23 protein-coding genes and 2 tRNA genes are annotated in these 22004 nt (G+C 50.6%); 9 read left to right on the top strand and 16 right to left on the bottom strand.

Features of this window, described 5'->3' with window-relative positions; translation table 11 throughout:
- Nucleotides 1–16: 16 nt before the first annotated feature.
- The 7 genes from IR195_RS08585 to IR195_RS08555 form a co-directional block, all read right to left on the bottom strand.
- Entirely contained in the window at nt 17–1189 is a 1173-nt protein-coding gene (locus IR195_RS08585; protein WP_423250118.1) for a uracil-xanthine permease family protein, read from the bottom strand.
- Nucleotides 1190–1333: 144 nt separating this feature from the next.
- The gene (gene upp, locus IR195_RS08580) at nt 1334–1963 is read right to left on the bottom strand and encodes a uracil phosphoribosyltransferase (RefSeq protein WP_038483772.1); all 630 of its coding nucleotides are present in this window, start codon (nt 1961–1963) and stop codon (nt 1334–1336) included.
- A 97-nt stretch (nt 1964–2060) separates the two neighbouring features.
- Nucleotides 2061–2744, bottom strand: a complete 684-nt coding sequence (ung, locus tag IR195_RS08575) for a uracil-DNA glycosylase (protein WP_206049336.1) — start codon at nt 2742–2744, stop codon at nt 2061–2063.
- Between the two features lies 1 nt (nt 2745).
- Nucleotides 2746–3225: a xanthine phosphoribosyltransferase gene (gene gpt, locus IR195_RS08570; RefSeq protein WP_146945221.1), complete on the bottom strand. Its 480-nt coding sequence runs from the start codon at nt 3223–3225 to the stop codon at nt 2746–2748.
- Between the two features lie 8 nt (nt 3226–3233).
- Nucleotides 3234–3779, bottom strand: a complete 546-nt coding sequence (locus IR195_RS08565) for an adenine phosphoribosyltransferase (protein ID WP_125747482.1) — start codon at nt 3777–3779, stop codon at nt 3234–3236.
- A gap of 34 nt (nt 3780–3813) precedes the next feature.
- Nucleotides 3814–5112, bottom strand: a complete 1299-nt coding sequence (locus tag IR195_RS08560; protein ID WP_125747480.1) for an NCS2 family permease — start codon at nt 5110–5112, stop codon at nt 3814–3816.
- Nucleotides 5113–5309: 197 nt separating this feature from the next.
- The gene (locus IR195_RS08555; protein ID WP_206049334.1) at nt 5310–5936 is read right to left on the bottom strand and encodes a riboflavin synthase subunit alpha; all 627 of its coding nucleotides are present in this window, start codon (nt 5934–5936) and stop codon (nt 5310–5312) included.
- Between the two features lie 461 nt (nt 5937–6397).
- Here IR195_RS08555 and IR195_RS08550 point away from each other — a divergent pair, with 461 nt between their 5' ends.
- From IR195_RS08550 to IR195_RS08535, 4 genes are all read left to right on the top strand, one after another.
- The gene (locus IR195_RS08550; RefSeq protein ID WP_206049332.1) at nt 6398–7441 is read left to right on the top strand and encodes a methionine ABC transporter ATP-binding protein; all 1044 of its coding nucleotides are present in this window, start codon (nt 6398–6400) and stop codon (nt 7439–7441) included.
- Nucleotides 7422–8075: a methionine ABC transporter permease gene (locus tag IR195_RS08545; RefSeq protein ID WP_206049330.1), complete on the top strand. Its 654-nt coding sequence runs from the start codon at nt 7422–7424 to the stop codon at nt 8073–8075. Before IR195_RS08550 ends, IR195_RS08545 begins: the two co-directional genes overlap by 20 nt.
- A 114-nt stretch (nt 8076–8189) precedes the next feature.
- A complete protein-coding gene (locus IR195_RS08540) occupies nt 8190–8981 on the top strand; it encodes a MetQ/NlpA family ABC transporter substrate-binding protein (RefSeq protein WP_125747476.1) in 792 nt (263 codons plus the stop codon).
- A gap of 79 nt (nt 8982–9060) precedes the next feature.
- Nucleotides 9061–9534, top strand: coding sequence for a GAF domain-containing protein (locus IR195_RS08535; RefSeq protein WP_125747474.1), 474 nt, complete (start codon nt 9061–9063; stop codon nt 9532–9534).
- Between the two features lie 73 nt (nt 9535–9607).
- Here IR195_RS08535 and IR195_RS08530 read toward each other — a convergent pair.
- Nucleotides 9608–9684, bottom strand: a tRNA-Val gene (locus IR195_RS08530).
- Between the two features lie 31 nt (nt 9685–9715).
- Nucleotides 9716–9792: transfer RNA gene (locus tag IR195_RS08525), tRNA-Val, on the bottom strand.
- A gap of 181 nt (nt 9793–9973) precedes the next feature.
- Here IR195_RS08525 and IR195_RS08520 point away from each other — a divergent pair.
- Nucleotides 9974–11044, top strand: coding sequence for an endonuclease/exonuclease/phosphatase family protein (locus tag IR195_RS08520; RefSeq protein ID WP_125747472.1), 1071 nt, complete (start codon nt 9974–9976; stop codon nt 11042–11044).
- A 30-nt stretch (nt 11045–11074) separates the two neighbouring features.
- Here the strand turns inward: IR195_RS08520 and IR195_RS08515 are convergent, their stop codons facing one another.
- Entirely contained in the window at nt 11075–12451 is a 1377-nt protein-coding gene (locus IR195_RS08515; protein ID WP_206049328.1) for a class II fumarate hydratase, read from the bottom strand.
- Nucleotides 12452–12800: 349 nt separating this feature from the next.
- Here IR195_RS08515 and IR195_RS08510 point away from each other — a divergent pair, with 349 nt between their 5' ends.
- Nucleotides 12801–13175, top strand: a complete 375-nt coding sequence (locus IR195_RS08510) for a phasin family protein (RefSeq protein WP_125747468.1) — start codon at nt 12801–12803, stop codon at nt 13173–13175.
- Between the two features lie 75 nt (nt 13176–13250).
- On the opposite strand, the gene hda is transcribed toward IR195_RS08510, so the two are convergent.
- Both hda and IR195_RS08500 read right to left on the bottom strand, forming a co-directional pair.
- Nucleotides 13251–13955 (bottom strand): DnaA regulatory inactivator Hda, encoded by a 705-nt coding sequence (gene hda / locus IR195_RS08505; RefSeq protein ID WP_125747466.1) that lies wholly within the window; start codon nt 13953–13955, stop codon nt 13251–13253.
- Nucleotides 13952–15064, bottom strand: coding sequence for an AI-2E family transporter (locus IR195_RS08500; RefSeq protein ID WP_146943733.1), 1113 nt, complete (start codon nt 15062–15064; stop codon nt 13952–13954). The genes hda and IR195_RS08500 overlap by 4 nt, the downstream gene beginning before the upstream one ends.
- A 200-nt stretch (nt 15065–15264) precedes the next feature.
- Between IR195_RS08500 and purM the strand changes: the two genes are divergently transcribed.
- Both purM and purN read left to right on the top strand, forming a co-directional pair.
- Nucleotides 15265–16332, top strand: coding sequence for a phosphoribosylformylglycinamidine cyclo-ligase (purM, locus tag IR195_RS08495; RefSeq protein WP_125747462.1), 1068 nt, complete (start codon nt 15265–15267; stop codon nt 16330–16332).
- The gene (gene purN / locus IR195_RS08490; RefSeq protein WP_206049326.1) at nt 16329–17087 is read left to right on the top strand and encodes a phosphoribosylglycinamide formyltransferase; all 759 of its coding nucleotides are present in this window, start codon (nt 16329–16331) and stop codon (nt 17085–17087) included. The genes purM and purN overlap by 4 nt, the downstream gene beginning before the upstream one ends.
- A gap of 97 nt (nt 17088–17184) precedes the next feature.
- Here purN and dcd read toward each other — a convergent pair whose 3' ends face one another.
- From dcd to cobA, 4 genes are all read right to left on the bottom strand, one after another.
- Nucleotides 17185–17751, bottom strand: coding sequence for a dCTP deaminase (dcd, locus tag IR195_RS08485; RefSeq protein WP_038483741.1), 567 nt, complete (start codon nt 17749–17751; stop codon nt 17185–17187).
- A gap of 11 nt (nt 17752–17762) precedes the next feature.
- A complete protein-coding gene (apbC, locus tag IR195_RS08480; RefSeq protein WP_206049324.1) occupies nt 17763–18563 on the bottom strand; it encodes an iron-sulfur cluster carrier protein ApbC in 801 nt (266 codons plus the stop codon).
- A 154-nt stretch (nt 18564–18717) separates the two neighbouring features.
- Entirely contained in the window at nt 18718–19842 is a 1125-nt protein-coding gene (locus IR195_RS08475) for a coiled-coil domain-containing protein (RefSeq protein WP_206049315.1), read from the bottom strand.
- A gap of 139 nt (nt 19843–19981) precedes the next feature.
- Nucleotides 19982–20818 carry a uroporphyrinogen-III C-methyltransferase gene (gene cobA, locus IR195_RS08470; protein WP_241006837.1) on the bottom strand — a complete coding sequence of 279 codons (837 nt, stop codon included), beginning with the start codon at nt 20816–20818 and terminating at the stop codon, nt 19982–19984.
- 265 nt (nt 20819–21083) lie between these two features.
- On the opposite strand from cobA, the gene IR195_RS08465 reads away from it, so the two are divergent.
- The gene (locus IR195_RS08465) at nt 21084–21983 is read left to right on the top strand and encodes a GGDEF domain-containing protein (protein WP_125747451.1); all 900 of its coding nucleotides are present in this window, start codon (nt 21084–21086) and stop codon (nt 21981–21983) included.
- Nucleotides 21984–22004 lie beyond the last annotated feature (21 nt).

Genomic DNA, 22004 nt, shown 5'->3' with positions numbered 1-22004 from the left:
GGGTATGATTGAGTGGCTATTCACCCTCTTTTTCAGCAGGTAACAGCCAGTTTAGCGCAATGCCAACTAATGCTGCTAAGCTCACTCCCTGAAGAGTGAACTGACCACCGCCAAACTGCATACCACCTATCCCAAATACTAAAATTAATGAAACCACCACCAGATTACGCGCCGCGGTTAATGACTGGCCTGCACGCACCAAGGTATTCATACCAACCACCGCGATCGAACCAAACAGCAAGGTCATAATACCGCCCATCACAGGGCCCGGAATAGTTTGCAGTAGCGCACCCAACTTGCCCACAAAGGCCAGTACAATCGCAATCACTGCGGCGATGATCATGTACATGGGGTTGAATGCCCTTGTCAGCGTCACGGCCCCCGTTACTTCTGAGTAGGTTGTATTAGGAGGACCACCAAACAGCGCAGCCGCCATTGTCGCCAGCCCATCGCCTAACAAAGTGCGGTGCAGGCCAGGCTTCTCTAAATAGTTTTTGCGTGTCACTGAGCCTATCGCCACCATGTCGCCGATATGCTCCACCGCAGGCGCAATTGCCACCGGAATCATGAACAAAATAGCCGCCCAATGGAAACTCGGCGCAGTAAAGTTGGGCAATGATAACCAAGCAGCATCACTTACCGCAGTGAAGTCAACAACGCCCATAACAAGCGCCAAACCATACCCCACTGCTATTCCCCCCATTATCGGCACTAGGCGAAGAATTCCACGCCCGAAGACAGCCAATATAAGCGTTACCAGCAAACTGGCCATGGACAGAAAAATTGCTTGACCATAACCAATGTTATCGCTTGTCTCTCCTGTTGCCATACTGACAGCGACTGGCGCCAAAGCTAAGCCAATCACCATAATAACTGGCCCGACCACGACTGGCGGTAACAGCCTGTGCAGCCAAGCCGTGCCTTTAACACGCACTACTTGAGAAATAGCAACGTACACCACTCCCGCTGCCATTAAGCCGCCTAGCGTGGCTGATACGCCAAAGCTTGCGATCGAGCCTTGAATTGGAGCAATGAACGCAAATGATGACGCCAGGAAAACCGGCACCGTCTGCTTGGTAATTCCGTGGAACACCAGTGTGCCTACACCCGCAGTAAATAGTGCAACACTGGGATCTAAACCGGTTAACAGCGGAACCAATACCAACGCGCCAAAGGCCACGAATAGCATTTGCGCACCTGTCAGCAGCATCTTGGGCCAAGATTTATGACTTGCTGAATATCTCATCTAACGTTTCCAATATTTTCGTTGTCGGTGGTTAGCCAAAAAAATGCCCCCAACGCGAAGCGTAAGGGGCATTGTTAGTCGGAGCGATTAGCGCGTCCCGAAGATCTTATCGCCTGCATCTCCCAAACCAGGCACGATGTAACCGTGCTCATCTAGCCGGTCATCAACGGAGGCTGTGTAAATCTCAACATCTGGGTAGGCATCCTGAACACGCTTAATGCCCTCAGGAGCAGCTACCAGCACGATAACTTTCATATGCTCACAACCACGCTCACGCAACATATCTAACGTCGCCACCATTGAGCCACCAGTTGCCAGCATTGGGTCGATGACAAGCGCCATGCGCTCTTCAATATCATTGGCAAACTTGGCGAAATAAGGCACCGGCTGAAGAGTCTCTTCGTCCCGATAAAGACCCACTACACTAACGCGTGCACTAGGAATCAGGTCAGTCACGCCCTCCAGCATACCTAAGCCGGCACGCAGGATTGGCACAACCGTTACTTTTTTACCCTTTAAACGACGTGTCGCGATAGGCTCATTGTTCCAGCCTTGAATCTCATGATCCTCGAGCTCTAGCCCCTTTGTTGCCTCATAGGTCAGCAGCTTAGCCACTTCACCAGCTAGCTCTCGGAAGCTCTTGGTACTTAAATCAGCTTCGCGCAGCAGTCCCAGCTTATGTTGAACAAGCGGATGATTAATGGCGTAGACACTCATGGGACTTCCTCGCTGCATGGGATTCAGGATGGCGACCTAAGTCGCATCGACAAGCTTACAAAATTGCGCGCCATTCTACCCGCAACTGACCAGCAGGTTAAGGGGTTTCCGGCAATTGCCACTCAATCGGCGAACGGCCCTGCTCTATTAGAAACTGATTGGCACGGGAAAAGTGGTGATTGCCAAAAAAGCCTCGATGCGCTGAAAGTGGCGAAGGATGCGGGGACTCCAAGACCAAATGGCGCGACTGATCAATCAGGGCTTTCTTCTGACGCGCATGGCTTCCCCACAACAAGAAAACACACGGTTCAGCATGCCGACTGACGGTTTCAATCGCGCAGTCGGTGAAGTGCTCCCATCCCTTGCCACGATGAGAAGCAGCATTACCTTGTTCAACCGTTAATGCCGTGTTGAGCAGCAACACCCCTTGGGTTGCCCAAGACTCCAAAAAGCCATGGCGCACGGGCGCAAACCCCACATCAGCAGCTAATTCTTTGTAAATATTGACCAAAGAGGGCGGCACTTGAATACCCGGCTGCACCGAAAAGCATAATCCATGCGCTTGATTGGGGCCGTGATAAGGGTCTTGCCCTAGAATAACCACTTTCACAGCGGCTAGAGGTGTCAACTCAAAAGCACGAAACCAGTGCGACGAGTGCGGGTAGATAACTTTCTTGGCGGCCTTTTCTTGAGCCAAAAATGTTTTCAGGGCTGACATATAGTCAGCCTGAAATTCTTGTCCAAGCCATTGATTCCAATCGTCGGGTAGCGGGTTAGCCATATTACCTCTTCAGTTGATCCGCCAGCGGCTCAACATAAGCAATGCCCATATCCCAAGGAAACTGGATCCAACACTGCTGAGCCACTTCGGTAAGGTATTGATCAACCAGAGGGCGTCCTTCTGGTTTAGCATACATTGTCACGAAATGCGCTTTAGGCAGCATTTCACGAACGGCACGGGCGGTTTTACCGGTATCTACCAGATCATCAACCAACAGCCAACCATCACCATCATGGTCAACGCCCTTCATGATGTCTAAACCGCCTTGGTCCATATGGTCATAGCTTTTGATACACACAGTATCGATCAAGCGAATATTGAGTTCACGGGCGATAAGCGCCGCAGGTATTAATCCGCCACGGGTAATCGCGACGATACCTTTGAAATCTCGTTCAACTAGCTGATGGCAAAGTTGACGCACATCGCGATGTAATTGATCCCAGGAAATGGTGAAGTGCTGATGATAGCGTTCGCTACTCATAAGAGGCGTTACTCGTCTTCGGTGAATGAACATACCGCGAATACGCTATAGCCAGCATCGCGAATTTTCTGAGAACCGCCCAGTTCAGGCAGCTCAATAATAGCTGCGGTTTCCACCACGTGCCCACCAGAGCGCTGAATTAGATTCGCTGCTGCCAGCATAGTACCGCCAGTGGCAATCAAATCATCCATCAACAGGATACGGTCATCTTTCTGAAAAGCATCAGAATGAAGCTCAACCTCAGAGTGGCCATACTCCAGCGTGTAAGTTTCACTAACCGTCTTAAACGGCAGTTTGCCCTTCTTACGAACGGGTACAAAGCTGCAGCCTAATTCGTAGGCCAAAGGCGCACCGATAATGAAGCCACGGGCATCAATAGCCGCGATGGCATCTAAGTTCATTTCCTGGTAGCGATGCACAAAGCTATCAATCAGCTTACGAAAGGCAGCACTATTTTGCAGGAGCGGAGTGATATCACGAAAATTTACGCCCTGCTCTGGCCAGTCAGGAACCGTGCGAATAACGGACTTAATGTAGTCGCCGTAGATGCTCATCGCGTCTCTCATTGATTAAAGATAAAGCGGGTAATTAACCCAGGAAAAGAAATTTTGCCGCAAACAGTAGCGCTAACGCTATGACGGCGGGGTTCAAATCACTGAACCGCCCTGAAAGCGCTTTGATCGCTGCATAGCTAATAAAACCAAGCGCAATTCCCTCAGCAATTGAGAATGTCAGTGGCATAGCCAGGGCGGCGATCAGGACAGGTGCCGCGTCAGTTGGGTCTTCCCAATTTGCGTGGGCTAAGCTTCCCGCCATCAGAACGGCCACATAAAGCAGCGCCCCTGCTGTCGCATAGGCCGGAATGGAACCGGCTAACGGCGCAAAGAAAAGGCTAATTAAAAACAGCACACCAACCACAACCGCCGTTAACCCCGTACGACCACCGGAAGCGATACCCGCAGTTGATTCAATATAGCTAGTCGTTGTCGAAGTACCCAATGCAGCCCCCGCCATAGACGCGGTACTGTCAGCCATCATAGCGCGACCAATGCGTGGCAGCTTGCCATTTTCATCCAGCAGTTTGCCGCGGTGGGCCACACCTACCAGCGTGCCTGACGTATCGAACAGATCCACAAACAAGAAGGCAAAAATGACGCTTAGCATCGCCACATCCAGTGCGCCCATTAGATCCATTGCCATAAAGGTAGGCGCAATCGAAGGCGGCATCGACATAATACCGCCATACTGGTTATGGCCGAATAGCGTCGCCAGGATAGTGATGCCCAAAATACCGATCATTACCGCACCGGTTACACGCAGATAGGAAAGCGCCGTAATAACGAAAAAGCCCAACAAGGCATAAAGTGCGGGTGGCTGGGACAAGTCACCCAGCGCCACATAGGTGGCTGGATTAGCGACCACAATACCGGCATTTTTAAGTGCAATCATCGCCAGGAACAAGCCAATACCCGCGGCAATCCCCAAACGCAATGAGAGTGGAATAGAATTAATGATCCACTCACGGATTTTAAAAATACTGAGCATGAAAAACGTTAGACCGGAGAAGAAGACAGCCCCCAATGCCGCCTCCCAGGTATAACCCATCCCCAGTACCACACCGTAGGTAAAAAAGGCATTCAGCCCCATTCCTGGTGCTTGAGCGATCGGGTAGTTTGCCCAAAGCCCCATAACAAAACAGCCGATGGCGGCAGCGACACAGGTAGCAACAAACACCGCGCCATAATCCATCCCCGCTTCCGAGAGAATACTCGGGTTGACGAAAATGATATAAGCCATCGTAAGGAACGTGGTGAACCCCGCGATCAACTCGGTCTTTACATTGGTCTTCTGCTCGGTGAGCTTGAAGTAATTGTCCAGAAGTTTCATGTCGTTTTTATCCTTCGCGCTTACGCTAAATGCGTCCCTTGATGCGAGAAAAGCCGCACATACTACCTAAAGGCTCTACGCGTTGCGAGCGCCTCGTGTGCCGCTAGTGTTGGTGGGAAGTTCTCCCCCACTAATATGAATAGCAAACTTCAGGCCATGAGCTAACCGATTGGTCAACGGTAAGACAAAAAACACAATTAGAGACGACTCGCTAACACCCTTTCGACTGTTTCAACAATCACCTGGGTTTGCGGATCAATCTCGATATTGACCTGGTCGCCTAGCAAGCGATCTTTTAAAACTGTACGCGCCAGCGTCTCCGGTATCAGGTTGACACTAAACTCAACCCCAGCACCATCACCCGCGGGTCGTACGTCACCTACCGTCAAGCTGATACCATCAACGCCAATGTATCCCTTCTCAAATACAAACTTAGCGACTCTCTCAGGTAATGAAAACCACAATCGACGATTGTTGGGTGCCTCTTCTATTGCCACCACATTGGCCATACAAATAATGTGGCCAGACATGGAGTGCCCACCAATTTCATCACCAAAACGCGCCGCACGCTCTATATTGACGCACTGACCAGGTACAATTGCACCAAGATTTGTCAAACGTAACGTTTCACGCATCAGGTCAAAACTGACATTCCCATCCTCTATCGCAGTTACCGTCAGGCAAACACCATTATGAGCTACCGATGCACCAATAGTGAGCCCCTGGCGCAACGCTTCCGGCAATGCGACTACGTGGGTGCGAAACTCTTCCAGCTCTTTAACAGCGATAACCTCAGCCACGCCTTGCACGATGCCAGTAAACATATTGCTACGCCCTCTTTCTCAACACATTAAAGTCAAAATAGGTACTAAAATTCTGTGCAAGCTTACTACTAAATACTCTTCCCGTGTGCAGCCAGCTGCCTTGCTGCAAACGTTGCAACGACTTTTTTTCTGGCAACAAGAGCTGCTCAAGCAATCGTCAGAACCAATCACTAAAAAAAGCCATTGCCTCAGAAAATAAACCTAAATTATTGCATTAAAACATGAAATAGAATGGCACTCATTGACAAGACACCCGCTTCTCTTTAGACTTTCGCCGCAAATGTAATGACGCCGATTTGTACCCAGATTGCGGGCGTCCACTAAGCCAATGGCTTGGTGAAGTGCAGCTAAAAGGGTGTGTCCAGCGTTGATGGCCACCCGCAAGGGTGGCCTTTTTTTATTTCCCGCCCTACGCTTGCTCCCTCGCACTCCGTCTTCGGCCTACCGTTAAGGCAGACGCTATGATTGAAATTAGCAACGTTAGTAAAACCTATGGCACTGGCAATAGTGCCGTTCATGCCCTAAAAGATGTCAATTTAACGATCCCCAAAGGCACCATTCACGGCGTTATTGGCCTTTCAGGCGCTGGCAAGTCGACTCTTATTCGCTGTGTCAACCTGCTTGAACGCCCAAGCACTGGCAGCGTATCAGTTGATGGCCAGGAAATGACCCGCCTGAGCCGCGGCGAATTAAACCGCGCCCGACACCGTATTGGAATGATTTTCCAGCATTTCAATCTGCTAACAACACGTACGGTATTTGATAATGTGGCACTTCCCCTTGAGTTAATGGGCGAAAGCCGCAGTGCTATAAAAGAGCGCGTATTGCCACTACTGGAGCTGGTGGGCCTGGCCGATAAAGCCAAGCAGTATCCAGCCCAGCTTTCTGGCGGCCAGAAACAGCGTGTCGCAATCGCCCGCGCACTGGCCAGCAAACCCAACGTCTTACTGTGCGATGAAGCCACTTCAGCGCTAGACCCCCAGACCACCAGTTCTATTCTTGAGCTGTTGAGAGAAATTAATCAGCAGCTCGGTATCACCATTTTGTTGATTACTCACGAAATGGAAGTTGTGAAGTCTATTTGTCATCGAGTAAGCCTGATCTCTAATGGTGAGCTAGTGGAAGATGCTGAAGTTGGTGATTTCTTCACTGCGCCTATCACACAGTTGGGCAGGGAGTTCCTGAACGACTTTTTGCAGCTAAGCCCGCCTAAAGAACTGATCGAACGTTTAAGCGATACACCTAGCGAACACACCCACCCCGTTGTTCGGCTAACGTTTTCCGGTGATGCTGTTTCGACGCCGCTTATCTCACGCCTAGCCCGGGAGTGCAGCGTTGATGTCAGCATACTCCAGGCAAAGGTCGAGTCCATTCAAGACCGTACCTTAGGGCTGATGATTGCAGAACTGCTTGGCAGCCCCGCGCAAACTCAGGAAGCAATGGCTTATTTAGAAGCACATCAACTACAGGTAGAGGTACTTGGTCATGTCCAGCGCAATGTTTGATCTTATTTTACAAGCCACGCTGGATACGCTCTACATGGTGGCTATTTCAGGCGTGATTGCCACCCTGCTCGGCTTGCCGCTTGGCGTCATGCTCTACGTCACTCGTCCTCATCAGATATTAGCCATGCCTGCACTCAATCAAGTGCTAGGTATTGTTACCAATATTGGCCGCTCAATTCCGTTCATCATTTTGATGGTGGCGATCATCCCGTTCACTCGCATGCTGGTCGGCACCTCTATTGGTATTAATGCCGCCTCAGTGCCGTTAACTATTGCCGCTATTCCATTTGTGGCTCGGCTAATCGAAGGTGCGCTTAACGAGATATCGCCAGGGCTTATTGAATCTGCCCAATCAATGGGCGCAACACCTTGGCAGATCATAACTAAGGTACTGATCCCTGAGGCAAGGGGCGGGATTATTACGGGGCTGACGATCACGTTAGTGACACTGGTCAGTTACTCTGCCATGGCGGGCGCCGTAGGTGGCGGTGGCTTGGGCGACTTAGGCATTCGCTATGGCTATAACCGCTTCAACCCCACCATTATGTTAATTACCGTCGTTATACTGGTGGTGATGGTTCAAGGCTTCCAAAGCCTAGGCGACTATTTGGTACGCAAAAGTGATCGCAAGTGACGATAGTCTGCACCTTTTATCGGCATAGTCGAATATAACCAAAACGCATTAGAATTTTATTTCTTATTGCCGCATAATCACATCCAACCTTTACCGAGCCACAGGAGTGACACCATGCAAAAACTACTTATCGGCAGCCTGACTGCCTTAGCACTTGCGGTTAACGTTGCCAACGCAGAGACACGCACCATCAAAATGGGCACTGTGGCAGGTCCGGAAACCGAAGTTATGCAAGTGGCGGCTCGTATTGCCAAAGAAGAGTATGACCTAGACGTTGAGATTATTGAGTTCACCGACTATGTCACGCCGAATGCTGCCCTCGCCGATGGCAGCTTAGACGCGAACGCCTATCAGCACGAACCGTACCTACAGGCGATGGTCAATGACCGTGGATACGATCTTGCTATTGCGGGCTACACCTTCGTTTACCCGATCGGCGCTTATTCTGAAAAGTACGACAGCATCGAAGCGCTGCCCGATGGTGCTCAAATCGCGCTGCCCAACGACCCATCTAATGAAGGGCGTGCACTTATTCTGATGCACAACCAGGGCCTGATCACCCTGAATGATCCGAGCAACCTGGAAGCCACCCCCATCGACATCGCTGAAAACCCACGCAACTTCCGCTTCCGCGAAATTGAAGCGGCACAACTACCCCGTGTACTCCCAGACGTCGACATGGCGTTCATTAACAATACGTTCGCCCAACCGGCTGGCTTGAGCTTGAGTGACGCGATCATCAAGGAAGGTCCTGAGTCTCCCTACGTCAACTTGATTGCGGTACGGGGCGGAGACGAAGATCGTGAAGAAATCCGTCAACTTGTTGACGCTTATCAGCGCGATGAGGTCATCGAAAAAGCAGAAGAACTGTTTAAGGGCGCAGCTGTACCCGGCTGGATCGAATAAACAGTACGGTATTCTCTATCGATGTCATCAGGCCAGCCTTAGGGCTGGCCTGATGTGTTTAACCCTATAAGGAATTCGTATGCATAGTGTTGATTATGCGTTGCTTAATCGGCAGCTTGAAGCTCTGCTAGACACACGTGATTGGCTAACCAACAGCGCACAAACTTGCGCCTTTATTCAACATGCCCTGAGCGACATCAACTGGGCGGGGTTCTATTTACAGCGCCAGCCCAACCAGCTCAGCCTTGGGCCATTTCAGGGTAAACCTGCCTGCCACCCAATCCCCTTCAGCAAAGGCGTTTGCGGGGCTGCTGCCCGCCAACAAACTACCCAACGGGTTGATGACGTTCACGCTATTGCTGATCACATCGCCTGCGATGCTGACTCTCGCTCAGAGCTCGTTGCCCCCATTGTAATCGACGGCTATCTCTGGGGAGTGCTCGACCTAGACAGCCCCCAGCACGCACGCTTTAGTCAAGAAGATCAGGCGGGTATTGAGGCACTGGTGGCGACGTTTATTCGCCAGACTGACCTCCCTCTCTTTCTCGACTAGCTTTTTTATCGACTAGCTTTATCGATTAACCATAAAAAAAGCCCCATGCTGAAGCATAGGGCTTTTAAGTATTTGGTAGGACCAGGCGGATTTGAACCGCCGACCTCCACGATGTCAACGTGGCGCTCTAACCAACTGAGCTATGGTCCTATAAGTAACTAGCTGCACACAACACGAAATATGGTAGGACCAGGCGGATTTGAACCGCCGACCTCCACGATGTCAACGTGGCGCTCTAACCAACTGAGCTATGGTCCTGCTGTGCAACGGATGCGTATTCTACGTCTTCATAGCTGAATTGCAAGTAGTTTTTAGCACTGTTCAATCAAGCAAATGAACGACTCCCCTCAATTTTAATGTCTTATCGACACTTATCTGTGGTTACCGCTAAGCTAAACATAGATTAACCACTATTCACGGTTAAACCAGGAGGCAAATCTTGCTTGGGCCTTTGCTAGGATGCATCGCTATCTCATTGTTACTCGCCACACTGATTGCCCGCGTACCTATGCGCTGGTGGTGGGTGCGCAGTTTTGAATTTCCGCGACTGCAAATCGCCGTATTAGCGGCAGTATGTGGTTTAACAAGCCTTTGGATATTAGCCCCAGGGCCGTGGCGGGCTACCGCAACACTGGTCTCACTCGTCACGCTAGCGCTTCAGCTGCGCTACATCTTGCCATGGACAAAGCTCTGGCCTGTGCAGGTAAAAGCCGCCCATAATGCCCCTAAAGACCAGATGGTTACACTGTTAATCGCCAATGTACTGACACCCAACCGCCAGTCAAAAGAGTTACTGGAGATCATTAACCACCACCAGCCAGATATAATTCTCACGCTGGAATCCGACCAATGGTGGCAAGAGCAACTTGACTCGGCATTAGATGAGCAGTGGCCGCATAGCGTTAAGATTCCCCTAGACAACCTTTATGGTATGCACCTCTATTCTCGCCTAGCCCTGAAAGATACTGAGATTAAGTGGCTTATTCAGGATGACATACCTTCGATTCACACCCAGGTAGAGCTTAAAAGCGGCCAGCACATTCGCTTATTTGCCGTTCACCCAAGACCACCAGCCCCCAGTGAAAGCGAAAAATCGCTATGGCGTGACGCGGAACTGTTGTGGATTGGCAAAGAAATACATCGACACCCAAAGGCCACTATTGTTGCCGGCGACCTGAATGATGTTGCCTGGTCACGTACAACACGCCGTTTTTGTCGCATAGGAGGCATGCTGGACCCACGACGTGGTCGCGGCTTGTACAGCACCTTTCACGCTAATTACCCCCTATTGCGCTGGCCGCTCGACCACGCGTTTGTAAGCGAGCACTTCACCCTCGTCAACATGCAGCGACTTGGGGCGTTCGGATCTGACCACTTCCCTATATTGGCCACTTTTTGCTATCGGCCTTCGCGTCAAGATGAACACGAAACGCCCGATGCCAGTGCAGAAGAGCGTCAAGAGGCGAACGACACCATTCAAAAGGGCAAAACGGAAAAGCAAGAAACCTAACCGCCCACTCTCTTAACATCTCAACAGAGGCTACTCAGGTATACCTCCTTGCGTTAATACCGCAGGGTCTAGCAAACGTTCGAGCGTTGAGCGATCTAGATCAGTTTCTTCTTCTGCTACGTCGATGATTGGTCGCCCAGCTTGATAGGCTTTTTTAGCCACCGCCGCGGCGGCGTTATAGCCAATCACGCTATTAAGGGCCGTGACTAAGATAGGGTTCCGTGCAAGCGGCCCCTGTAAATTATCGTCACGCACTTTGAATGTGGCGATAGCACGCTCACCCAGCAAGGTAGCGGTGTTACTCATCAAGGTAATCGATGTAAGAAGATTCGAAGCGACTAGCGGCAGCATCACGTTGAGCTGGAAGTTACCACTCTGACCCGCCACCGTTACCGCGGCATCCAGGCCGATAACTTGCGCTGCCGCTTGGGCGGCCGACTCGGGAATCACAGGATTTACCTTACCCGGCATAATGGAGCTACCAGGCTGTAGTGCCTCAAGCTCAATTTCGCCCAGCCCCGCCAACGGCCCTGAATTCATCCAACGCAAATCGTTAGCGATCTTCATAACCACACAGGCTAACCCTTTCAACTGCCCTGATAACTCCACGGCAGCATCCTGGGATGCCAAACTGGCAAAAAAGCTATCATTAGGTACAAAAGGTAGGCCGGTCTGCTGGCTTAAGTCGCTAGCCATTAGCTCGGCAAACCCCTCAGGCGCATTGATACCGGTGCCCACCGCCGTGCCACCTTGCGCCAATCGACACAGCCTTGTCATGACGCTATCAAAACGCTCGATGGCCTGCCCCACTTGGCTCGACCACGCGCCTAGTTCTTGATCCATACGCAGCGGCATGGCATCCATCAGATGAGTACGACCTGTTTTAACAACATGGGCCAGCTCGCTCGCCCTACGATCAATCGTGGCCTGCAGCGTCACCAGTGCGGGACGCAGTGTTTCATTAACGGCTATCGCTGCCGACAGGTGGATGGCCGTTGGGATAACGTCGTTACTCGACTGCCCCATATTAACGTGATCATTTGGCGTTACTTCCACCCCTTCACGACTGGCAAGCGTCGCGAGCACTTCATTGACATTCATATTGGTCGACGTACCAGAGCCTGTCTGGAAAACATCAATCGGAAAATGCCCATCATGCTTGCCACTCATCACTGCCTGAGCCGCTTTCTCAATCGCCTCTGCGCGGGGTTTATCTAACAAACCCAACTGACAGTTACTTCGCGCAGCAGCGAGCTTTATCCGCGCAACAGCGTGAATAAATGCCGTGGGCATGGGTGTATGCGAGACAGGGAAGTTGTTGATAGCCCGTTGGGTTTGAGCGCCATAAAGCGCATTTGCAGGCACATCAAGCTCACCCATGCTATCCCGTTCAATACGTGTATCCATCCTGGCACTCCTTTTAAAAATGACTTAGCCAACGTCGCTCACATCACTAACGTCACGTTTCCCAAAGATTATTTTAGTGATAACGGTTATCTATACGTTTAAGCCTAGCCCTACCGGCGCGTTAGGTAAATCCATGCGCATCGCCGACTCACATAGCAACACTCACACGATCTCTAAATTCACTCCACTGCAATGTTGCACCGCACAAAAACCCCTGTTATGCTGCAACGCAAGATAGCTAGATATCAGCTGCGGTGGATGCTTAACCAAACCGTTGCTGATCAACCAATACTAACGGCACCGTCAATCAATGGGCCGATTAGTGGGCAATGGAACAGGAGTGTTTACCATGCAAACATTTAACACCAACGAAATGACTCAGCAGTTCGACAACATGTTCATGGCGCCTGTGCGTGCGTACATGACGCTAAGCATCGATTACTCTGAAAAAATGCTTAACGCACAGTTTGATGCCAACAAATCTTACCTAGATACCGGCATCGCCCAAATGCGTCAGCTGATGAGCGTAAAAGATGCCAACGGCCTGCGCAGCTACATGGAAGGCCAGCAGAAAGTGGCTAAAGAACTCGCTGAGCGTGTAAAAGGCGATGCAGATAAAGTCGTTGCTCTTCAGCAAGACTTCTTGCAGAAAGGCCAAAAACTGACAGAAGATAATGTTAAGCAAGCGCAAGCTGCTGCTAGCAAAATGAGCAAAACTGCTTAATCTGTTAGTTATTGACTTGCTGCCATTAAAACGCCCCTGCCAGTGATCTGGCAGGGGCGTTTTAGCAATTGCGCTTTACCAATTAAGAGCAGACTTGACGAAAGGAATAGTCAGTTTTCGCTTAGCGGATAGCGATGCTTGATCAAGCGTCTCAAGTGCACGACACAAATCCCCCAGCTCTCGCGGCCCCCGGTGCAAAATGTAGCGCCCTACATCATCAGGCAACTGCATTCCACGTACGTTGGCGCGAAGCTTTAACGCTGCCAGGCGTTCGTTATCATCCAACGGATGCAGATGAAACGTGACTCCCCAGGTAAGTCGAGATGCTAAGTCAGGCAATGCAACATCTAACTGGCGCGGAGACGTATTGGCGGCAATCACTAAGGCTTTTCCCGCATCACGCAGCCGATTAAAAGCGTGAAACAGAGCTTCTTCCCAGCGTTTACGCCCGATCACATATTCAAGATCATCAATGGCGACAAGATCCAAGCGTTCAATATCCTCCAGCATCAGCGGAGGAAAATGACCCAGGTCTGCCAATGGCAGATAGAGTGCCCGCTTATCTGCATCGGAGGCCGCGTGACACGCCGCCTGTAAAAGATGGCTACGACCACTGCCCGGTGCGCCCCATAAATACAAAAACGGCTCAGCGTCAGACTCAAGCTGCCGACTCAGATACTCCATTAATGAAGCGTTTGCTTGTGAGGCATAGTAATTATTAAATGTCGCGTCGTCTCGCAACCCTACCCCAAGCGGTAGCTGTGCCGGCAAACGGCTCATGGTGACTCCCTTTCGTCGTGACGACCTAGTCCATCGTTGTCATGTTGCTGTTCTATCGGACGTTGCTCGGCATCATAGAGAGCACTGCCTTTATAACGATCTTTAATTTCCCTTAAAAGCACCATAATAATCGCTGCTACAGGCAATGCTAAGAGTACGCCCGTCAGACCGAAAAGATCCCCACCCGCCAGTACCGCAAAGATTACTGCGACAGGATGCAGGCCTATTTTATCGCCTAACAGCTTAGGCTGAAGTATGACACTTTCTGCTGCCTGACCGATACCGAATACCGCGATCACACCCAGCACAGCCCACCATGTATCAAATTGGAACAGCGCTACGATAAGCGCCACCACTAACCCCACAATAAACCCAAGGAACGGCACAATACTGACGAGCCCTGACACAACACCAATCAGCAGGCCGAAATTCAGCCCCATCAACGTTAGGCCCGCCGCATAAATAATACCCAAACACAGCATGACCAGTAACTGCCCACGCAGAAACGCTGATAGAACTTCATCGCAGCGCTGAGCCAACCGGTCAACATCGCTTTTCCATTGACGAGGAACCAAATCGGCAAGACTAGAAATCAATCTGCTCCAATCAAGTAGTAAATAGAACGTTACGACAGGAATAAGCGCAACGTAGGTCACCCAGGAAATGAAAGCCACTCCAGAACGGCCTATTTGGCTTAGTGCTTGAGCTGCATAACTACCCGCATCACGCCAGTTTTTGATCAATGTTTCTCGAACGTTCGTTAGCTCGGCGCCCAAGTCGTACCCCGTCCACTCCTGAACTTGTGGCGCTAAAATATTCTCAATCCAGTTGAAAACACTCGGCAGCGCTTCTCCCAGCTGTTTTGTCTGCTGAACAACTAGCGGGATCAAAATAAGCAGGCTTAAAGAAAGTATCAGCAACAGGACAAAAAAGACGCTACTAACTGCCCAGGGCCGCTTCATGCCTAACCGTTGGAAATAATTAGCAAGCGGGTCAGCTAGGTAGGCCAAAATTAAACCCGCAATAAATGGCATCAATACCGCATCTAGTAAGTAGATGCAGCCCACCAACACCACCAAAAACACAACGCCCCACCATGAATGTCGCATGCTCTTTATATCCCTCCTGGAAAGCTGGTTAGCGCCCTTAGCATACTGAATAGTAACAAAAGTAGCGTATTGAACATCGGTTAACGCCGCACATCGATGCGACTTACGTCTCTGGGTGTTACAATCCGTTCCGTTATTGCCCCAGCACTGGCCAATTCGCCAGCACTACCCGTACTGCTATAGGCTTCACAGGATCTGTCATGACCGATACCTCCACTTCTCAGGCCACTCCTTCACTCAGCTATAAAGACGCAGGTGTCGATATTGATGCCGGCAACGCGCTAGTTGATCGCATCAAACACGTTGCCAAACGCACAACACGCCCTGAAGTTCTGGGTGGCCTTGGCGGGTTTGGCGCACTGTGTGAGCTTCCCGCTGGTTATAAGCAGCCAGTCCTGGTCTCCGGCACGGATGGTGTCGGCACTAAGCTGCGTCTTGCCATGGACCTTGGTAAGCATGACACCATTGGCATAGATCTTGTCGCAATGTGTGTCAACGATTTGATCGTTGCAGGTGCTGAACCGCTGCTCTTCCTTGACTACTATGCCACGGGCAAGCTGGATGTGGATATCGCTGCAGATGTCGTGACCGGCATTGGCGCTGGCTGTGAATTGGCTGGTTGCGCACTAGTCGGCGGCGAAACTGCCGAAATGCCCGGCATGTACGAAGGCAATGACTACGACTTGGCAGGCTTCTGCGTTGGCGTTGTTGAGAAGGCCGATATTTTAGACGGCAGCAAGGTAGCCGAAGGCGATGTATTGCTGGGGCTAGCCTCTTCTGGCCCGCACTCTAATGGCTACTCGCTGATTCGCAAAATTCTGGAAGTTAGCAACACCTCACTCAGTGATACTGTGGATGGGCAGCCGCTTGGCGACGCGCTGATGGCGCCAACGCGTATTTATGTGAAATCGTTGCTGTCGATGATGCGTGGCACAGATATTCCCGTTCACGCGCTTTCTCATATTACGGGTGGTGGTTTACTGGAAAACATTCCCCGTGTTCTACCCGACACCCTCGCAGCCCACGTTGATCTTGCTACCTGGCAGCGCCCAGAAGTATTTAACTGGTTACAAGCCCAAGGCAATGTCAGTGAAACTGAAATGCACCGCGTACTGAACTGCGGCATCGGCATGGTGGTTGTCGTTCCCCAAGCCCAAGCTGACGACGCTATGGCACATCTGCAAGCTCAAGGCGAGACCGTCTATCGAATTGGACAGATTATTCAGCGCCAGGAGGAAGCCGTCGTTTTGGAGAACCTTCGCGCATGAGCAGTACCGACTTCGACAGTGGCGCGTTCAACGACACTATCAACGATATGGCGCCAGAACCAACAGCGGCGCGACGTGTCGTGGTGCTAATTTCTGGCAGTGGCAGTAATTTACAGGCGCTGATTGACGCGCAAAGCCATGATCGACTTGGCGGCGAGATCGTCGCTGTTATTTCCAATGAGCCGGATGCGTTTGGCTTGAAGCGCGCCTTAGAAGCAGGTATTGAAGCCGTTGCGCTACCTCATCGCGAATATGATAGCCGCGATGCTTACGACGGAGCGCTCATCAAAGTCATCGAACGTCATGAGCCTGACTTGATTGTTTTAGCAGGCTTTATGCGCATTTTGACGCCGCGCTTTGTACAGCGTTTTTTAGGCAAAATGCTCAATATCCACCCTTCACTACTGCCCGCCTATCAAGGGTTAAATACCCATGCCAGGGCGTTAGCAGACGGTGCCAAACAGCATGGCTGTAGCGTGCATTTTGTCACTGAAGAGCTAGATGGTGGGCCTGTTGTGCTGCAAGCAGAACTGAACGTGACAAATGAAGATACCGTTGAGACGCTTAAGGAGAAGGTGCACGCTCGTGAACACCTTATCTTCCCAATTGCCGTTCAGTGGTTTCTGCAAGGCCGCCTACAATATAGCGCTGAAAACGCCACCATGGATGGGCATCCTCTGCCTCCCCATGGTATGCGGCTCTCCCACACAGATGCTGCAGAAGAGCTAGACGAAGAGTTTGACGAAAACGCCTAGACGTCACTGCTCTGACCATAAAAAACGCCTTACCGCTATTAGCGCGTAAGGCGTTTTTCGTTCAGCCTATCAATAAAGTGAGCAATAAAGTGCGCAATTAAGTGCGCGGCAGCGTAACGCCTCGTTGCCCCATATATTTACCACCGCGATCTTTATAAGATGTTTCACACATCTCATCCGACTCAAGGAACAGCATCTGAGCTACCCCTTCATGGGCATAAATCTTGGCCGGCAGGTTGGTAGTATTTGAAAACTCAAGCGTCACATGCCCTTCCCACTCTGGCTCAAGCGGCGTTACGTTGACAATAATGCCACAGCGCGCGTAAGTGGATTTGCCAAGGCAAATCGTCAGCACACTGCGCGGAATACGAAAATATTCAACCGTGCGTGCTAATGCGAAGGAATTCGGCGGAATAATACACACATCGCCCTTAACATCGACAAAGCTTTTGTCATCAAACGCCTTGGGATCAACAATAGCCGAATGTATGTTGGTAAACACTTTAAATTCATCGGCACAGCGAACGTCGTAGCCGTAGCTCGACGTGCCATAAGAAATGACACGCTGATCATTCACATAGCGCACTTGCTCAGCTTCAAATGGTTCAATCATGGCATCGCTTTGCGCCATGCGACGAATCCACTTATCAGATTTAATACTCATTTGTTACGTCATCACTCGCTAAAAGAAATAGTCGGACCGCTGCTATGGCTAGCATTTACTGATTGCGCTACTTGATGGGCAATGTCTGCAAACGTGCGGCTCACTGAGCTGTCGGGTTCGGAAATTACGCTGGGGCGACCAGAGTCAGCTAACTCACGGATAGATAGCGTTAACGGCAACCGCCCAAGAACGGTCGTATCGTACTCTTCTGCAATGCGATCACCACCACCAGTACCAAAAATTGCTGCTTCGTGGCCGCAATTTTCACAATGATAAAGGCTCATGTTCTCTACTACGCCTAGCACTGGCACATTGACCTTACGGAACATCTCAATGCCTTTGCGAGCATCAAGAAGCGCAATATCCTGAGGTGTGGTGACAATCACAGCGCCAGAAACAGGCACTTTTTGCGCCAACGTCAGCTGAATATCGCCGGTACCAGGCGGCATATCAATCAGCAGGAAATCCAAATTATCCCATTGGGTTTGTGTCAACATTTGCTGAAACGCACCGACCACCATAGGACCACGCCAGACCATCGCCTCACGAGTGTTGACCATAAAGGCCATCGACATCGCTTGAAGACCGTGCGCTTCTAGCGGCAGAAACTTATTGTCCTCCGTCGCCTGAGGCCGTACGCCCTCTTTAACACCCAACATTTGCGCTTGGCTAGGACCGTAAATATCAGCATCCAGTACGCCAACACGATACCCTTGGCCGGAAAGCGCTAGTGCCAAATTAACAGTAACGGTCGATTTTCCGACCCCACCTTTTCCCGATGCCACCGCTACTATATGTTTTACACCTTCCATCAATGGCACTCCTGTCTGTTGCGACTAATCGATCCGTGGTTTGAATGATACTCCTAGGCGGCCTATTTCTAAACCAGCATGCAAAAAGCGGATGCAGGGGGTGCCTACATCCGCTTTCTTACGCTAGCAATCAGCGCATACTCATACGTGTCGATCAATTACTGCTCTGCTGCCCCTGATCTTCGGCACTCGCTTCTTCGGTTTGCTCAGAATCATTTGAGTCAGCGCTGTCACTCTCGTCATCTGTCAAAGAAGGTACTTCATCATTCGCCGCATCGTTGACATGTAAACGCCCCTCCAACGAAGAAAGCTCGTCACGCCAATCGCTAAGCTGGGTTTCCAGGCGCGCCAGCTGCTCTTCACGGGCTTCAATATCACTTTCAACGTTAGCTACTTCTTCACGACCAATATCCAGCGCGACCATAAGATCATCCATCTCGCTACGCACTTGGTCGAGGCTCTGTTGCTCTTCTTCACGCAGCTGGGTTAACGCGTCAACCTCGCTTTGTAACTCATCCCGCTCACTTGTAAGCGAGTCACGCTCGCTTTGTAAATTATCCAATTCACTTTGAACGGCTGCAACGTCTTCCTCAGTACCGGATAGTTGTTGGCTAGCTTCACTAATCTTAGTTTCTAAGCCCGACAACTCCTCTTGAGCGGCATTAAGCTCGTCAACCGCCGCCTGACGCTCTTGTTCAGCTTGCTGGCGTGCTGACTCTGCTTCTTGGCGAGCCTCTTCGGCACTTTGACGCGCTTCTTCTACTTCCTGGCGAGCAGACTCAGCTTGGTCACGTGCGCTTTCCACTTGATCGCGCTCTTCTTTTAGCGATTGCAAATCGGCTTCAGCGCTCTTGACCTGCTCGTTCAACGCATCAACCTCTTGCTGAAGTGCATCACGCTCAGCGACCAGCTCTTCAAGACGCGATTGCACCGCATTTGTATCACGCTGAGCGGACTCTAAATCGCTTTGTGCCTGAGCCTGCTGCTCTTCCAGCGATGCCATCTCCTCGCGCATTGCACTTAAATCGGTTTCAGCTTGCTCAACTTCCGCAATCCGCTGGCTAAGCTGATTATTCTCTTGCTCGACGCTAGCTAACTGACCTTCTAACGTTTCGACACGCTCTTGGCGTGTGCCTGAATTAGACTGCGCCATAATTGCCCAAATAACAGCAATGGCGGCAATACCAGCAATACCTTTGACGCGGTTATCCTTAAAAAGCGTTTTCATGTCCGGCTTACTCGCTGACGCTTGATTATCCGAGTGGTTTGCTTCTGGCATATTGCGTCCCTCTCTTCATTTATAGGCTACCGATATCAGCAGCGTTAATAGACATTTAGCACCTGACACTCTTTTACTAGCATACACATCTAGCAACATCTAGCCAGCGATCAACGTATGTGACTAACGGCCTATACAGTTACCCGCTTGTTGGCTTAGCCACATGCTTACTCTCCTTAAAGCCTATCGCATCCGCAGCGGCAAGCTCAAACCAAGAAAGCGAGCTATGTAGTGACACAACACTGCCAATAATCAATAACGTAGGCGATGTAACCTCACCTTGGTAAAATGCCTCTGGCAGCTGTTGTAAACAACCAATATGGGTACATTGATGCTGTGTTGTGCCCTGCTCAATTAGCGCCAAAGGCGTGCTGGGCGTGAGTCCATGGTCCATTAATGCTTGGCAGATAGCCTCTAAGTTACTCAGCCCCATATAAAACACCAGGGTCTGGCCAGACTGGGCTAACGCTTGCCAGTCAAGCACGCCTTGTCCAGGTTGCAAATGTCCCGTAACAAAACGCACCGATTGCGCATGCTCTCGATGCGTCAACGGTATACCTGCATAGGCTGCACAGCCGGATGCCGCTGTAATCCCCGGAATAACTTCTACCGCCACGTTTTCAGCCACTAGCGCTTCAAGCTCTTCCCCGCCTCGGCCAAAAATGAAAGGATCTCCTCCCTTGAGACGCACAACTTGCTTACCTTGCTTGGCCCAAGCCACCAATGTTTGATTAATTTCGTTTTGCGGGACGCTGTGCAACGCCTTCGCCTTGCCAACGTAAAACCGCTCAGCCTGAGGCCCAATCAAGGCTATCACTTCCTCGCTAACGAGGCGGTCGTAAAGCACCACTTCTGCTACCTGAAGCCGCTTATAAGCCTTCAACGTCAATAGCTCTGGGTCACCTGGGCCAGCACCTACCAAACTTACCCAACCATCGCCACCTTTTTGAGCGCTAGCCGAGTGGCCTGTTTTTATAGTGGCTGCCTTTACATCGCTCAAAGAAACACCCCGAGAATAAAAAATGATCTCGCCTATTAAAAAGCAATCAACCATCCCGTGTCGCGCCCAAATTACTAAGGGCGATGCGTAATACCCCCTTAAATTCCCTCAAGGAATATGCATAGAGCAATTAATTTCAAAAAAAGCGAGTATTGTCAGTCATAGCTTACATATTAGTAACGTTTTTAGGGCTAACCTTTACGATTAACTTTTATTTGGCATATGCTTTGGAGCTTCACGCATGCTCGTGAATGATACAGCCCCAGTACCGCACAGTACTGATAGCCTGATATCCCAGATACCTGGGGTTATTTTTCAATTCTACCGATCACATTGCGGCCGTATGTACTTTCCCTATCTGGAAGGCGGGGGCGAGGCACTGGCGCACATCGACCGACAACAATTAGCGCATGACGCTGGTCAACTTATTGAACACTTAACCGGTCACGATCATCCCAAAATAATGTCATCCATTGAACGATCTGCACGCTGGATGCTACCGCTTACGACTCGCTTTCGCCTGCCGTTTCCTAAAGGAAAGCCACACTGGATTGCGGTAAGTGCTAATCCCTCCCCAGCAGCCAATGGTATTCGCTGGAGCGGCATCATGATGGATATTACTGATCAAGTCGCTGAAGAGCAGCGACTAAGAAAACTCTGCGACACGGATCCTTTAACGGGATTGCCCAACCGTCGCAAACTTATGGTGAACCTAACGAATCTAGTGTCACTAAGCAGCAGGCACGGGACACCTCTTTCTATCATGATGGTAGACATAGATCATTTTAAACAGCTCAATGATCGCTGGGGGCACTTACAGGGCGATAGCGTACTTGAACAACTTGCCTTACAAACTCAGCAACTCCTGCGCTGCGAAGATATGGTGGCAAGACTTGGCGGTGAAGAGTTTATGGTCGTGTTGCCGCTTACACCGCTGCAACAATGCCATAAGCTCGCTGACCGTCTCCGACATGCCATCGCAAGCTACGATTTTGGAATCGGGGTAGGCCAAGTAACCGTGAGCATTGGTGTAGCGGAATATCGCTGTGGTGAGCCTTTAGCCAACTTAATAGCGCGCGCTGACCAAGCGTTATACAGCGCAAAAGAGGTTGGTCGCGACTGTGTATGCCTTCTACCCTGATAAGGGTAATTTTAAAAGGAG

The sequence above is a fragment of the Vreelandella venusta genome, assembly GCF_015689495.1.
GTDB classification, from domain to species: domain Bacteria; phylum Pseudomonadota; class Gammaproteobacteria; order Pseudomonadales; family Halomonadaceae; genus Vreelandella; species Vreelandella venusta.
The sequence above is the reverse complement of the archived record's forward strand: the minus strand, read 5'-3'. Positions and strand labels throughout refer to the sequence as shown.